This is a genomic window from Nonomuraea terrae, assembly GCF_044465245.1.
Lineage (GTDB): Bacteria > Actinomycetota > Actinomycetes > Streptosporangiales > Streptosporangiaceae > Nonomuraea > Nonomuraea terrae.
Map to the genome: position 1 here is coordinate 341,725 of NZ_JBITLL010000007.1, position 13,602 is coordinate 355,326.

Genomic DNA, 13,602 nt, shown 5'->3' on the forward strand with positions numbered 1-13,602 from the left:
ATGGCAGAGGAGATCTTCGCCGGTCTGGACGACATCCGCTGGGCGCGCATGCGCCATGCCTACGGGCCGGCCGCCGACGTGCCCGCCCTGCTGCGCGGCCTCGCCGACCCCGACCCGGCCGTCCGCGAGAACGCGCTCGACGGCATGTACGGCGCCGTGCACCACCAGGGCGACGTCTACCCGTGCACGGTCGCGGCGATCCCGTTCCTGCTGCGCCTCGCGGCCGGCCCCGGCGTGCCGGGCCGCGCCGAGGTCGTGCGGCTGCTGGCGGGGATCGGCTCGGCCGAGGATCCCACCGAGCTGGCGGGGGCGTACCGGAAGGCCAACCAGGCGGTCGCGGAGGCGTACCCGCTGTGGGAGAAGCTGCTGGAGGACGCCGACCCGCGGGTGCGCGAGGCCGTCACCGAAGTGCTGCCCGCCTGCACGCGCCGCGGGCGCGCGGCGCTCACTCTCCTGACCGCCCGCCTGCCGCACGAGAGCGACGCGTCCGTCCGGATCGCCATCGTCCGCACGGTCGGCACGCTGGCCCGCGCCGAGGACGACGCCGGCCCCGAGCCGAGCGACTGGCTGGCGGGCGTCGCCGCCGCGGAGCCCGACGTACGGCTGCGCCTGGTGGCGCTGACCGAGCTCGGCGCGGACGACGCCCTCGACCTGCTCGCCGCCGTCTACCGGACGGGCACGGCCGTCACCGAACCCGCCGGTTTCGAGACCGCCGGTTTCGAGACCGCCACCCTGGTCGGTGCCGTGCGCCGCTTACGCGAGCAGGCCGCGCAGGGCAGGCGCGCGCCGGAGGCGGCCGATCTCGTACGCGGCGTGAGCAGGTCCTACGGGGACCGGGTGGCCGAGCGCGTACGCCTGCTGACGGGCCTGCTGCGGTCGCCGGAGTGGGAGTGCCACGTCGACGCCCTTCCGGTGGCGGACCACCTCGTCTCCGGGTGGCGCGGCGACTATCGCGAGCTGGTCGCCCTGGTCGGCGACCGCATCCGCGACGGGCATCCCCGCACGCGCCCGGCGGCGGTCCGCGCGCTGGAGGACCTGGGCGAGCTGGCGCTCCCGGCGGTCGACGCGCTGGCCGAGGCCCTGGAGAGCACGCCCCGGCGTGCCGTGCCGCACCCGGAGGCGGACGGCGCGGACCTGCCGTGGGTGATCGAGTGGGCGAGCGGCCCGCCGAGCGTCTCTCCCGGTGTGCGGGTGCTCGCGCGCGCGGGCGACCCGCGCGCGCTGCCGATGGTGGCCTGGGCGCTCGACCACGAGCCGATGCCGAACCACGCGGCCTCGTGCGTGGTCTCCCTGGCGACGCGGGCCGCGCCGCTGGTGCCCCTGCTGGTCGCTCGACTGCGTGACCTGCCCGCCGACGACCGGTTCGACGACCGCCGCGACGACGTCGCGTACGCGCTGGCCGCCATCGGCCCCGCCGCCGCCGAAGCCCTGCCCGCCCTGCTCGCCGGTCCCCACACCCAGGCCGTGATCAGGGCGCTCGCCAAGGTCGCGGGCACGGCGGGAGACATCACGGACGCCCTGCGCGGGGCGGCCGGCGCCGATGACCGGAGGACCGCGGTGACCGCCGCACGCGCGCTCTGGGAGGCCGCCGGGGACGCCGAGCCGGCGCTCGCCGTCGCCGGCCGGCACCTCGACGGCGACGACCGGTTCGCCTGGCGCGATGCAGCCGAGCTCCTGGCCGTCGTCGGCCAGGCCACGAAACCGCAGCTGACGCGCCTGCGCCGGCTGACCCGCCGCAAGGATCCGCACTGCTGGCTCGTCCTGTCGGCCGCCCGGGCGCTGTGGCGCGTCACCGGCGACCCCGAGCCGCTGCTCCCGGTGCTGGAACGGGCGTGGGAGACCAACGCCCACACCCGGCGCGAGGTCGCCACCCTCTGGGCCGAGGCCGGCCCGGCCGCCGCCGGCGCGGGCACCCTGCTGGCGGACGAGCTGGCCAGGGCCCGCCGCCACAACGCCCGGGAGGGCTCCTACAGCAGCGACCAGGTCACCGCGGACGAGGACCTGGTGAAGCGCTGCCGCGAAGCCCTGACCGCGATCGGCGCGCCCTGATCACCGGGCCGGAGTGGCCCTGCGCGTCTGGTAGCGCAGCACCAGCCAGTTGATCCCCCACAGCGCCAGCCCGATGAGCAGCAGCACCCCGGCGCGGATGTACACCTCGGCGGGACGCCCGGTCAGCGGGCTGGCCAGCACGAACGCCAGCACCGCGCCGACCACCGGGAACACCGTGGGCGTCCGGTAGTGGGCGTGGTCCACCTCGTCCTTGCGCAGCACGAGCACGGCCACGTTGACCACCGTGAACACGCACAGCAGCAGGAACGCCGTGGTGTCGCCGAGCCCCCGGATCTCGCCGGTCGAGATCAGCGCGATGGCGAGCGCCGTGGTGAACAGGATGCCGACCACCGGCGTACGGCGGCGCGGATCCACCCAGCCGAGGCCGCTCGGCACGACCCGCTCGTTGGCCAGGCCGTACACGAGCCGGGAGGCCATCATCATGTTGATCAGCGCGGAGTTGGCCACGGCGAACATGGCGATCGCGGCGAACAGCTGCGGCGGGAAGTTGAGCCCGCCCGCCTTCACCACTTCGAGCAACGGGCCCGACGACCCCTCCAGCACGTGCGTCGGGACCAGGAGCGAGGAGGTGATGGCCACGAGGATGTAGACGGTGCTGGTGATCGCCACGCCCAGGAAGATCGCGCGGGGGAAGTTGCGCGAGGGGTCCTGGGTCTCCTCGGCCATGTTCACCGAGTCCTCGAACCCGACGAAGGCGAAGAAGGCCAGCGCCGTGCTGCCGAGCAGGGCGTACATCAGGCCGCCCGCCCCCTCGACGTCGATCTCGACGAGCCGGGACGGCTCCCCGGCCCCGGTGAACACGGCGTAGACGCCGATCGCGATGATCACCAGCAGGCCGGTGAGCTCGATCAGGGTGAACACGATGTTGGTCTTGACCGACTCGGAGACGCCCCGGTAGTTCAGCGCCGCGACGGCGACGATGAAGATGATGCCGACCACCAGGCCGGGCACCGAGACGAACGCCTCCAGGTAGTCGCCGCCGATGGCCCGGGCGGCCGCGCTGGCCGAGGTGAGCCCGGAGCACATCACCGTGAACGCCACCATGAAGGTGAAGAACGGTTTTTTGAAGGCACGCTGCGTGTACAACGCCGCGCCCGCCGCCTTCGGATATTTCGTGACAAGCTCGACGTAGGACATCGCGGTCAGCCCGGCGATCACGAATCCGATCAGGAACGGCAACCACAGGGCGCCGCCGACCTGACCCGCCACGGACCCGGTGAGCGCGTAGACGCCGGTGCCGAGGATGTCACCGACGATGAAGAGAATGAGAAGCTTCGGGCCGATCGCCCGCTTCAGTGGCACATGCCCTGTCTCGGGTACGGGGGACGTCATGAAAATCTTCGTTCCCCTTGCCGACCCCCCTGACACGGCCGCGCAAGCCCGGAGCGCCAGCTCTCCCGCGAGCGGCAGGCGTGCCATGCTCCACCGCGCCACGTCGCTGCTCGGCAGCGCCTGACGGAGGCCCCATACGGTTGCGCCGAAGATCCTCATGGGCGACCATGCACGTGTCCGTACCGCCCTCCTGGACGGGGTTCGAGCGATGCGCCAGCCGGATGACGGGCCCACTGCGCGGGTCCCCCGCGTGGAGGGTCCGGCAGACGTGAAGCCACCGGCCGGCAAGCGCGGCCTGGGCCGGCATGCCCTGCTCGTCGCGGCCGCCGCGACCGCGTTCCTTGCCGGGTTGGGCGTGACCGCGTTCGTGCTCCTGGACGAGGAGCCGGCCGGGCGGACGTCGACGGCCGCGCCCGACCTCGCCGGGGTCAAGCCGGTCTTCCCGGCGGTCGCCGACCCCCACCCGAAGCCGGTCCAGCTGACAGAGCCGCCCGAAGCGTGCGGGGTCAAGCCCGGCACCCTCGAGGACCTGGTGCCCCGGGCCGGCCAGAGCGAGCCGAGCGGGACGCTGCCGGGCTGCCGGTGGCGCAGCGACATCCCCATGAGTGAGTGGGGGCGCAGGAAGCTCCTGCTCGGCGGTCTGTACGTCACGTTCCAGTCCGTGGAGGACCTGCGGGGTGACGCCACCCCGTCCGCCGCCGAGGCGATCAGCCTGATGAGCCTCGCGCGCGAGGACACGAACGCATCCTGGGAGGAGGTCACGGGGCTGGGTGAAGAGGCTCTGGTCGACTTCGAGGACGAGGGAATCGGCGCCGTGCTCCTGGCGCGGGTCGGCGCCGTGCTCATCACCGTCGGCTACTCGGGGGACCTGAAGCCCAAGGGACCCGGAGCCATCTACAGCACGGACAAACTCGACGAACAACCTGCCGTCGAAGGGGCGCTGCGGGCTGCGCGGGACGTGGTGGCGGCCGTCGGCGGGGCGGTGGGCGAGGTCGGGATCGGAGCGCCGGCCGGGACGCCGGTGACACCGGCTGGGCCGCGCGACCCCTGCACCTTCGCCGCGCCGGCCACGCTCGAACGGCTGGCGGTGCGCTCCGAACCGCTCCCCATCGGGGTTTCCGACGTCGCGGACGGCGCCGCGGGCAGCATCTGCCTGCGCGACGGCATGCCGCGACTGCAGATCAGGACCGGCGTGATGAACGCCGAGGTCGGCAGTGACGCCGCCACGCTCGCGCACCGTGCGTACCTGGAGCGCTACCACCACGCCAGGGAAGGCATGGACGTCGACACACTCGACCGGCCCAGCCTCAGGTTCCGCACCCTCTCCGGGCTGGGAGACGAGGCCTTCGTCTCCACCTACACGGCCTACTCACAGATGGACGCCGGAGGCTCGGCCCAATGCGCCGTGATCTACTTCCGGCTGCGGCACTCGCTCACCGAGATCACGTACTGCGCCGACGTTCCCGAGGAGGCCGCGTGGGCGGCGGCCACGCTCGTGGCGTCCGACGCCGCCGCGGCGCTGGCGAAGTAGCGCGCGGTGGAGCGGCTGCAGCCCGGCGACCCCCGGCACGTCGGCGACTACCAGGTGCTGGCCCGGCTCGGCGCGGGCGGGATGGGGCAGGTGTTCCTGGCCAGGTCGCGGGCAGGCCGGGAGGTGGCGCTCAAGCTCGTCCATCCGGCGCTGGCCGGCGATCCGGAGTTCCGTGCGCGGTTCCGCCGCGAGGTGACCACGGCCCGCGCCGTCAGCGGGGCGTTCACCGCGCCCGTCGTCGGAGCCGACCCCGACGCCCCCGTTCCCTGGCTGGCCACCGTCTACCTGCGGGGGCTGTCCCTGCACCACGCCGTGGCCCAGCACGGGCCACTGCCTCTGTCCAGCGTGATCGCCCTGGCGGCCGGTCTCGCCGAGGCGCTCGTCGCCATCCATGACGCCGGCGTGGTGCACCGCGACCTCAAGCCGTCCAACGTGATGCTCACCCCGGAGGGGCCGCGCGTCATCGACTTCGGCATCGCCCGCGCCGCCGACGGGGCCCCGCTCACCGCCACGGGGTCGGCCGTGGGATCGCCGGGCTACATGGCCCCCGAGCAGCTGTCCGGCAGGGGTTCGGCGAGCTCCACGCCCGCGACGGACGTCTTCGCCCTGGGCGCGGTGCTCGGCTACGCCGCCACCGGCGTCAACCCCTTCGGGCGGGGTCCCGCCGAGGTGCTGCTCTACCGGGTGCTGCGGGGCGAGCCCGACCTCGCGGCGATCGCGGACGCGAATCTGCGCCGGCTCGTTGAGCGCTGCCTGACCAAGGACCCGGAACGGCGACCGACGCCGGACAGGATCCTGGCCGAGCTGGCCCCGCTGGCGCCCGCGCCAGAGATGCTGCTCGGGACGGACTGGCTGCCGGAGACGTTCTCCGCCGACATCGCCGGCCGGATCGTCGTCCCTCCCCTTCCACCAGAACCGGCCGCTTCTCCGTCCCGCCGGGCGGTTCTCTTCGTCGCCGGGTCGGGTCTGGCCGGCATCGCCGCCGCCGTCCTGGGGGTGACCTTGGTCCGGTGGGCGCGTACCACCACTACGGCCGGTCCCACGCCGCCCGTCACCCACGCTCCTTCGCCCGCCGTCACCTCGTGGCGGCGTGAGCTGCCCGTCGGCCGGATCGAAGCCGTCTCCGTCGCGGAGGGCGTCGTGTTCGTGGCGGCGGGGGAAAGCGGCGTACACGCCCTCGACGGCGTGTCCGGGGAGTCATTGTGGCAGGCTCCGCTGCGACCGGACACCGCCCGGTTCGCCCCACTCGTCCGGGACGGCATGGCTTACGTCTGCGACGCCCAGACCGTCGAGGCTCGCGATCTCCGGACGGGCGAGGTCCGCTGGACGGGCAGGCCGCGGGGCTCCCTGCGGGAGGAGGTCGTGACGGCCGCGGCGAACGTGATCGTCGCCGTGACCGCTGACGAGGTCGTCGCATTCGACGCGGCCACCGGGCAGCGGCGCTGGGCCCGGTCGCTCAGCGGCCCAGGAGGCACCCCCGCGGTGAGCGGACAGATCCTCTGCGTCGCGGCGTCGGAACGCGGCAGCCGCGTGGTCCTGGGGCTGGACCCGCGCGACGGTCGTACGCGGTGGACGCGTCCCGTGGAGGGCTTCGCCCTCAACCGCCCGGTCGTGGCGGCGAGCGGGAGCGCGTACATCGTGGGCGAGGAGCGGATTCACGCCATCGACGGCTCCGACGGGTCCGTGCGGTGGCGCGCGACGGTCGACGGGGAACTGCCGCTCATGGCCAGGCCCGTGGTCGTCGGGTCGCAGGTGCTCCTCCACGACCGTGACGGAACCGTCTACGCCTTCGACGGCTCCACCGGGGATCGCGCCTGGAAGCAGGAGATCGCCATCACCAGGCCGGCGCGGGATCTTCTCGACCTGTACGGGCTCACGCCGCTCGTGGTCTCCGGACGGATGCTCATGTACGACCACGCCGGGCAGCTGCTGGCCATGGACCAGGGGACCGGAGAGGTTCACTGGCGCAGGAGCGTGGAGAAGCAGATCAACCGGTGGCCGGTGGCCACGCGGGGAGCCGTGCATGTCAAGGGCGTGAACACCGTGGTCTCGATCGACGTCGGCTCCGGCAGGATCATCCGTGAGCAGCGGGTGCCCCTGACGTTCTCCCTCCGGTCGGCCGGAGACCTGCTCTACCTGGTGGGCGAGACGACCGTGTCGGCGATGCGGTCGCCCGCCGGGTGATCCGGGGTTACGGGGCGGTCAGGGCGGCGTGGACGGACGGGCCGTTGCGGTCGAGCCAGGCCTCGCGGCGCTTGATCAGGTCGCCGACGCCCTCCTGCCACATCCGCGCCCAGCCGCCGCCGCGCTCCTCGGCGAGCCGCCGCATCGAGAACCACGAACGCCGCGTCCGCAGCACGGCCACCTCGACGAGCCGGGAACGGTCGACGTCCGACATGTCGTACGCGTCGGCGAGGATGCGGCAGCGGCGGGGGACGTCCACGTCGCGCAGCGTCGGGTCGGCGTCGGCGGGGTCGCTCAGCGGCGCCCAGTAGAGCATCGCGTTGTACACCTCGTCCACCCTGGTCACCGACTTGGCGACGTCGAAGTCGATCAGCGCCGCCGCCACGCCGTCGCGGAAGACGATGTTGTCCGGCGTGTAGTCCATGTGCCCGACCACCTCGGCCGGGTACGGCGGCTCCGGCGGCATGCCCGGCGGCGGGGAGAACCCCAGGTCGGGACGGACGCCCTCGGGCATGACGAACCCGGCCACGGCGTCGTCGTAGGCGCGGACGAGGCGCCCGACGGAGGCCAGCCGCCCCTCGTCGGCGAGCCACTCCGGCCGCGGCCGCCCGGCCGCGTCGATCCCGAGGAACCGCGGCGCGCCCGCGAACCCGACATCCTCCAGGTGCCGCAGCAGCGCATGGACGAGCGGCGCGTTGGGCCCGACGGGGCGCCGCACGGTGTCGCCGACGCGCACGACCCCCTCGGTGACGTCACCGCCGGCGAGCGGGATCTCGGGCTGGGGGCCGGCCGGTTCGACGTACATGGAAGCACTCGCCTCTCTTGTGGGACGGCTGGATGTCAGGGGGTGCGAGCGTCGTAGCTCTCGCGGTTTTCGAGGACCTCGGCCATGTGCGTCCGCGCCCATTCCGTGAGTCCGCGCGTCATGTGGTGGAGCGAGAGACGGAGGTCGGTCAGCTCGTAGGTGACGGTGACGGGGAGGGCCGGCGTAATGGTGCGGGTGAGCGGGCCGTCGCGCTCCAGCGAGCGTAGCGTCTGGGTCGGCATCCTCTGGCTGACCCCGGCCAGGAGCCGGGAGATCTCGGAGTAACGCATCGCCTTCGGAGCGTCCGCGGGCGCCGCGCCGGGGCGGTTGTCGCCGCCCGGCGCGCAGAGGATCAGCACGACCCACTAACGCGACCCGGCCAGTGTCTCGAGCCCGTCGCGGACGGCCGCGCGGACGGCGTCCGGGGTGAATCTCTCCGGGTACGTCGCCGTCTGCAGCGTGAGGCCGTCCATGAACACGTGGAGCCGGGCGGCCCGGCGTTCCAGCTCGGCCTCCGGCAGCTCCTCACCCAGGCGCTCGGGCAGCGGCAGGCCGAGGCGCGAGGCGACGGCGGCGCGGCAGATGTGCCGCTCGGCCGTCCACGCCGCGCCGCGCAGCTCGGCCAGCGACTCGTCCACCTGCGACCGCACCAGGCAGGCCAGCCAGACCTCCACCTCGACGCGGCGTTCGTCATCGAGGGGGAGCAGCTCTTCGAGCAGCCGCCGCGCCCGCTCCTCACCTGGCAGCTCGGCCTCCACCAGGGCGGCGACGCGCCGCCCGACGCTCCTGCCGACCGCGTGCGCCGCGAAGACGAGCAGGCCGCGCTGGCTGTCGAAGTAGTGGCGCAGCCCGCCGACCGACACCCCCGCCGCCTCGGCCACCTTGCGCACCGTGGCGCCCTCGATGCCCTCCCGGCTGACGACCTCCCACACGACGCGGGCGAGCTCCTCCCGCCGCCGCTCATGGTCCACGATCTTCGGCACGAAAACTATTACAGCACATCTGTACGGTCTCCTTTAAAGTACAGTTGTGCGAAATAAATCAGAAGCGATCACGCTGGGCGGGTTACTCCTCATCGCCGGGTCGGCGGTCTGGCTGGTGCTGAACGACGCCACCGGCATCCGGCACTCCGCCGACCACGACGGCACCATCCCGATGTGGGAGCGCTGGATCCCCGTCGCCGCCGGCCTGCTCGTCGCCCGGTTGGTGCCGCCCAGGACTCCTCCCGAGACGTACGAGCCGCCGGAGCGGGCGCTTGGTGTTCAGGCAGGCGTTCTGTTGACCGCGGGCGTGCTCTTCGCCGTGACGCTCCGGCTGGTGGGCGGGGGTGAGCCGGCGCACACCCTGCTGAAGCTCCTTCTGCTGCTCGCGGTGCCGCTGGTGCTGTTCCGGCTGACCCGCGCGGTGCGGGTCGGGGCGCCGGACCCCGCGACCTGGCGTCGGTACGGGCCGGTCGCGCCGGTGGCCGTCTGGCTGCTGCTCTCGCACGTCGGCCCGGCGGCCGTGCCGCCCAGTTCCTCCTGGGCCGGCGCGAGCCCGGCCTATGTACTGGCCGGCGTCGTCGTCGTGTTCGCCGTCAACGCGCTGCTGGAAGAGGTCTTCTACCGGCGCTGGCTGCAGACCCGGTGGGAGCGGATCCTCGGCCGGTGGCCCGCGATCTTGCTGGCCTCGCCGGCCTTCGCCGCCTGGCACGTCGGGATCATGGGCACCGGCGACCTCACCCTCGACCTCGCCTCCGTCTTCGTCAACCAGGGGGTCCAGGGACTCTTCCTCGGCTACCTGTGGAGCAACTACCGCATGATGTGGCCGATCCTCGTCGTCCACGGCGCGATCAACGTGGGTCAGAGCGTGCTGTACGCGCTCGGACACCTGTCCTGAGCGTCGACCGGCGGGTGGGCGGGATCAGCCCGCGGTGCCGAAGATGGTGGCGATCATGCCGCGCACGGCGGCGAGCCGGTCGTCGGAGAGGTCGCCGACCTTGGACTTGAGCCGGGTGGCGGCCACGGTGCTGATGCGGTCGACCATGGCGGCGCGGCCCTCGCCGACGTCGATCGCGAACGCGGTCAGGGCGCGCGCCATGTCGGCGGGCTCCACGTGGGCGGTGAGCACGTTGTCGCCGTACAGGGTGTGGTAGAAGTCGCCGGACACGACCAGGCGGACCTCGTCGCGATCGCCGAGCTCGACGGACCACAGCTCGCCGAAGCGGTGGTTCACGCGGCCTCGCCGTGGTGCTCGTCGGAGGCGCGGGCGACGTCCTCGGCGACGATCCGCTCGTCGGCCTCCTGGCCGGCGCCGGCGCCGTAGACCGCGGCCCTGGCGGCGGGGGAGTGGGCGGCGGCGATCTCGCGAAGGGCGCCGCGCGCGAGGAACGCCGAGAGGCTGATGCCGCGTGCCTCGGCGTGCTCCCGCGCGGCCTTGAGGATCCAGGCTTCCATGCTGATCGAGGTCTTCTCCATGGGCATACCCGGAGTGTACTCGCCAAGTATTACCCGCAGTAGGGAGAAGGCGGAATATCGCATGACGTCCGGGCTGGCGGAAAAGGTCAGGGTTCACCCGCCTCGCTGCCCGCGATGCAGCCGCCCGGTCCGGGCGGGTACACGAGCGGCTGCCGGGCTGCTTCTTTCGAGAAGCTCCCTCACCTGTACGGCCTCCGCCGATCCCAGGCCGGCGAACAGGTCGAGCGCCTCCTTCCAGGCGGCCGTGGCGGCGTCCCGGTCGCCCAGGTCGGCGTGCGCGCGGCCGATCTCGCGCAGCACCCGCGCCCGCCACAACGACGCCCCCAGCCTGCCGATCAGCTCACCGCTGCGGGTGAAGTGGCACAACGCCTCCCGGATCCGGCCCTGCCGGTGGCAGAGCTCGCCGAAGGCATAGGTCGTCAGGGCCTCGCCGAGCGCGTTCCCCGAGCGTGCGAACTCCTTCAGGCACTGCTCCAGCACGCGGGTGGCCTCGGCGTACCTGCCCAGTGCCCCGTACGCCTCCGCGAGCCGGCGCAGCGTCTTCGGCTCGCCGCCGTCGTAGTCGAGCTCGCGGGTCAGGCGCAGGCTCTCCTCGTAGTAGCGGACGGCCTCCTCCACCCGGCCCTTCTCGTAGCAGGCGATGCCGAGGCCGCGCAGCAGGCGGGAGCGGTCGAGGCTGTTGCGGCCGCCGGAGGTCAGCTCCAGCCCGCGATGGCAGACGTCGATCGCGTCGTCGTACCGGCCGACCTCCTGGTAGACGGCGGACAGGTCGAGCAGCGCGTGCAGGGCCCCGCCGTCGTCGCCCAGCTCGCGGAAGAGCCGCACCGCCGTGGTCAGGTCGGCGAGCGCCGCCCGGTGGTCGCTCAGCACGTGCCGGCACACGCCGCGACCGGTCATCGCGTACGTCGCCGCGTGCCGGTCCCCGGTCCGCGTGAAGTGGCGGTGCAGCTCCTCGAACTCGGCCAGCGCCGTGTGGAAGCGGCCGCGGTCGACGTCGGTGTTGGCCAGGATGAGCCGGGCCCTCATCACCTCCTGCGGGTCGCCGAGCGTCATGACGGCCCGCTGGACGCGTACGACGTCGTCGTCGTAGTGGTGGGCGGCGAGGTACGCCGTGAGGTGGTAGGCGAGCCGCGCCGCGTCCGCCGTGCACGACAGCTCGGCCGCCAGCGCCACGGTGGCGACGAGGTTGCGGCGCTCGGCGGCGAGCCACTCGTACCCGGTCTTCCGCTGGGCGGGCGCGGACGGCGGCGGCGGCGCGAACGGCTGGGGCAGGTCGCACACCGCGGCCCTGGTCCGCGCCAGGCACTCGGCGACCAGCCCGGAAAGCGCCGCGTGGCGCTGCTGCTCGCTCTCCTCGGCCTCGGCGCGGTCGCGGGCGTACACGCGCAGCAGGTCGTGCATGCCGTACCTGAGCTGACCGGCCGCGTCGGTCTCGCGCGGCGTGAGCAGCCCGGCCATGACGAGGGCCTCGATCGCCGCGTCGGCGTTGCCCGCGGGCTCACCCAGCAGCGCCGCCACCGCCCACTCGGCCGCGCTCTCGAAACCGGCCAGGCCGAGCAGCCGGAAGGCCCGCTGGGCGGCCGGCGGGAGCGCCGCGTAGCCGACCGCGAAGTTCGCCCGCACGCTCAGCTGGCCGAGTGCCAGCTCGTCCAGGCGCTTCCTGGTGTCCTCCAGGCGGGCGGCGAGGTCGCGCAGCGGCCACGACGGGCGGGCGGCGAGCCGGGCGCCGGCGATCCTGATGGCCAGCGGCAGCCGTCCGCAGGCCCGCAGGATCGCCTGGGCGGCCTCCGGGTCGTCGTCGAGCCGGGAGCGTCCGGCCATCCGGGCGAGCAGCTCGCGGGCGTGTGTTCCCGGCGGCGGTTCGAGCGAGACGGCGGCGGCCCCCTCCAGCATGAGACGGGTGCGCGAGGTGACCAGGACGGCGCTGCGCGAGGTGCCGGGGAGCAGGGGACGTACCTGGGCCTCGTCGGCCGCGTCGTCGAGGAGCAGCAGGACCGCGCGGTCGGCCAGCCGCGAGCGGTAGAGCGCGGCGCGCTCGTCGCACGACTCGGGGATGGACGCGCCGTCGACGTGCAGTGCGCGCAGCAGCTCCGCCAGCAGGTCACTCGGGTCGCGAGGCGCCGGGGAGGCGCCCGCCAGCCGCAGGAACAGCTGCCCGTCGGGGAAGTGCGGCCGCAGCCGGTGGGCGAGGTGCACGGCGAGGGTGCTCTTGCCGACGCCCGGGGTGCCGTGGACGGTCGCGATGACCGGTGCGCCGGAGCGGTCGCCGAGCATGACCGCGCTCAGCGACTCCAGCTCACGGTCCCTGCCCACGAAGTCGCCGATGTCCGGCGGAAGCTGGCAGACCGGCGTCCAGCGGACCGGCTCACGCACGGCGGGCCGGTTGAGCGACGGGTCGTCGCGCAGGATCGCGGCGTGCAGCTCGGTCAGCTCGGGGCCGGGTTCGATGCCCAGCTCGGCCACGAGCACCGAACGCGCCCCGCGGTAGACGTCGAGCGCCTCCGCCCGGCGTCCGGCCCGGTAGAGCGCCAGCATGAGCTGGCCCCTGGCCCGCTCCCACAGGGGATGGGCCGCGACGACGGTGCGCAGCTCGCCGGTCAGCCGGTCGTGGTCTCCCAGGGCGAGGCGGACGTCGAACCAGTCGGCCCGCGCCTGTGCCAGCTTCTCCTCCAGCTCGGTGAGGCGCGCGGTCATGGTGCTGCCGAGTGGGGCGTCCTCGGCCGGCCTGCCGCGCCACAGCGAGAGCGCCCGGCCGAACCAGCGGTCGGCGGCGGCCAGGTCGCCGCTCCTGGCCTCGCGGCGGGCCCGCCGCACGGCGTCGTCGAAGACCAGCAGGTCCAGCCGGTCGGGTTCGAGGGGGAGGAGGTAGCTCGACCCCTGGGTGTGCAAGGAGGCGATGCCCGACAGGGAGCGGCGTAACTGCGAGACGTACGTCTGGAGGTTCGCCACGGCCGACGAGGGCGGTTCGTCCCATAAGGCGGCGATCAGCCGGTCTCGGGAGATCGGCGTGTTGAGGTGCAGCAGGAGCACGCCGAGCAGTGCGCGGGACTTGCCGCTGAGCCGTACGGGGCCGCTTTTCCCGCGCACCTGGATCGGCCCGAGAATCGAGAAGTCCGGACGGGGCAGATCGGTCACCGCGGAACCTCCTGAGTTCGGTCGCGCACCGCGGTGACTTCCCGCGGCGCGCCCGGGCACGCGGCGGGCTCTGCGGGCGCCGAGGTCCG

11 protein-coding genes are annotated in these 13,602 nt (G+C 73.6%); 4 read left to right on the forward strand and 7 right to left on the reverse strand.

The features are described from left to right. A complete protein-coding gene (locus ACIBP6_RS35645) occupies positions 1–2,049 on the forward strand; it encodes a HEAT repeat domain-containing protein (RefSeq protein ID WP_397058210.1) in 2,049 nt (682 codons plus the stop codon). Here the strand turns inward: ACIBP6_RS35645 and ACIBP6_RS35650 are convergent, their stop codons facing one another. Continuing rightward, positions 2,050–3,402: an APC family permease gene (locus ACIBP6_RS35650; RefSeq protein ID WP_397058211.1), complete on the reverse strand. Its 1,353-nt coding sequence runs from the start codon at positions 3,400–3,402 to the stop codon at positions 2,050–2,052. It lies immediately after the preceding gene. A gap of 268 nt (positions 3,403–3,670) precedes the next feature. On the opposite strand from ACIBP6_RS35650, the gene ACIBP6_RS35655 reads away from it, so the two are divergent. Beyond that, positions 3,671–4,933 (forward strand): hypothetical protein, encoded by a 1,263-nt coding sequence (locus ACIBP6_RS35655; RefSeq protein ID WP_397058212.1) that lies wholly within the window; start codon positions 3,671–3,673, stop codon positions 4,931–4,933. A 6-nt stretch (positions 4,934–4,939) separates the two neighbouring features. Continuing rightward, a complete protein-coding gene (locus ACIBP6_RS35660) occupies positions 4,940–7,117 on the forward strand; it encodes an outer membrane protein assembly factor BamB family protein (RefSeq protein WP_397058213.1) in 2,178 nt (725 codons plus the stop codon). Between the two features lie 7 nt (positions 7,118–7,124). Here the strand turns inward: ACIBP6_RS35660 and ACIBP6_RS35665 are convergent, their stop codons facing one another. From ACIBP6_RS35665 to ACIBP6_RS35675, 3 genes are read right to left on the reverse strand one after another with little or no spacing between them, the layout of a single operon-like run. Beyond that, positions 7,125–7,922, reverse strand: a complete 798-nt coding sequence (locus tag ACIBP6_RS35665; protein ID WP_397058214.1) for an aminoglycoside phosphotransferase family protein — start codon at positions 7,920–7,922, stop codon at positions 7,125–7,127. A 35-nt stretch (positions 7,923–7,957) separates the two neighbouring features. Further along, complete coding sequence (locus ACIBP6_RS35670) at positions 7,958–8,281, reverse strand: winged helix-turn-helix transcriptional regulator (RefSeq protein ID WP_397058215.1); 324 nt, start codon at positions 8,279–8,281, stop codon at positions 7,958–7,960. A 6-nt stretch (positions 8,282–8,287) separates the two neighbouring features. Then, positions 8,288–8,905 carry a TetR/AcrR family transcriptional regulator gene (locus ACIBP6_RS35675; RefSeq protein ID WP_397058216.1) on the reverse strand — a complete coding sequence of 206 codons (618 nt, stop codon included), beginning with the start codon at positions 8,903–8,905 and terminating at the stop codon, positions 8,288–8,290. Positions 8,906–8,951: 46 nt separating this feature from the next. Here ACIBP6_RS35675 and ACIBP6_RS35680 point away from each other — a divergent pair, with 46 nt between their 5' ends. Beyond that, positions 8,952–9,800 (forward strand): lysostaphin resistance A-like protein, encoded by an 849-nt coding sequence (locus ACIBP6_RS35680; RefSeq protein ID WP_397058217.1) that lies wholly within the window; start codon positions 8,952–8,954, stop codon positions 9,798–9,800. A 24-nt stretch (positions 9,801–9,824) separates the two neighbouring features. Here ACIBP6_RS35680 and ACIBP6_RS35685 read toward each other — a convergent pair whose 3' ends face one another. The 3 genes from ACIBP6_RS35685 to ACIBP6_RS35695 all read right to left on the reverse strand — a co-directional run bounded on the left by ACIBP6_RS35685 (position 9,825) and on the right by ACIBP6_RS35695 (position 13,513). After that, complete coding sequence (locus tag ACIBP6_RS35685; protein WP_132619728.1) at positions 9,825–10,136, reverse strand: type II toxin-antitoxin system PemK/MazF family toxin; 312 nt, start codon at positions 10,134–10,136, stop codon at positions 9,825–9,827. Beyond that, positions 10,133–10,384, reverse strand: coding sequence for a hypothetical protein (locus tag ACIBP6_RS35690; RefSeq protein ID WP_132619726.1), 252 nt, complete (start codon positions 10,382–10,384; stop codon positions 10,133–10,135). Before ACIBP6_RS35690 ends, ACIBP6_RS35685 begins: the two co-directional genes overlap by 4 nt. 87 nt (positions 10,385–10,471) lie before the next feature. Beyond that, the gene (locus tag ACIBP6_RS35695) at positions 10,472–13,513 is read right to left on the reverse strand and encodes an AfsR/SARP family transcriptional regulator (RefSeq protein WP_397058218.1); all 3,042 of its coding nucleotides are present in this window, start codon (positions 13,511–13,513) and stop codon (positions 10,472–10,474) included. Positions 13,514–13,602: the final 89 nt, after the last annotated feature.

Bases quoted from the DNA above. Each gene is read 5' to 3' on its own strand.
- ACIBP6_RS35650 (WP_397058211.1), bottom strand. From the start codon at position 3,402: ATGACGTCCCCCGTACCCGAGACAGGGCATGTGCCACTGAAGCGGGCG.
- ACIBP6_RS35690 (WP_132619726.1), bottom strand. From the start codon at position 10,384: ATGCCCATGGAGAAGACCTCGATCAGCATGGAAGCCTGGATCCTCAAG.
- ACIBP6_RS35665 (WP_397058214.1), bottom strand. From the start codon at position 7,922: ATGTACGTCGAACCGGCCGGCCCCCAGCCCGAGATCCCGCTCGCCGGC.
- ACIBP6_RS35645 (WP_397058210.1), top strand. From the start codon at position 1: ATGGCAGAGGAGATCTTCGCCGGTCTGGACGACATCCGCTGGGCGCGC.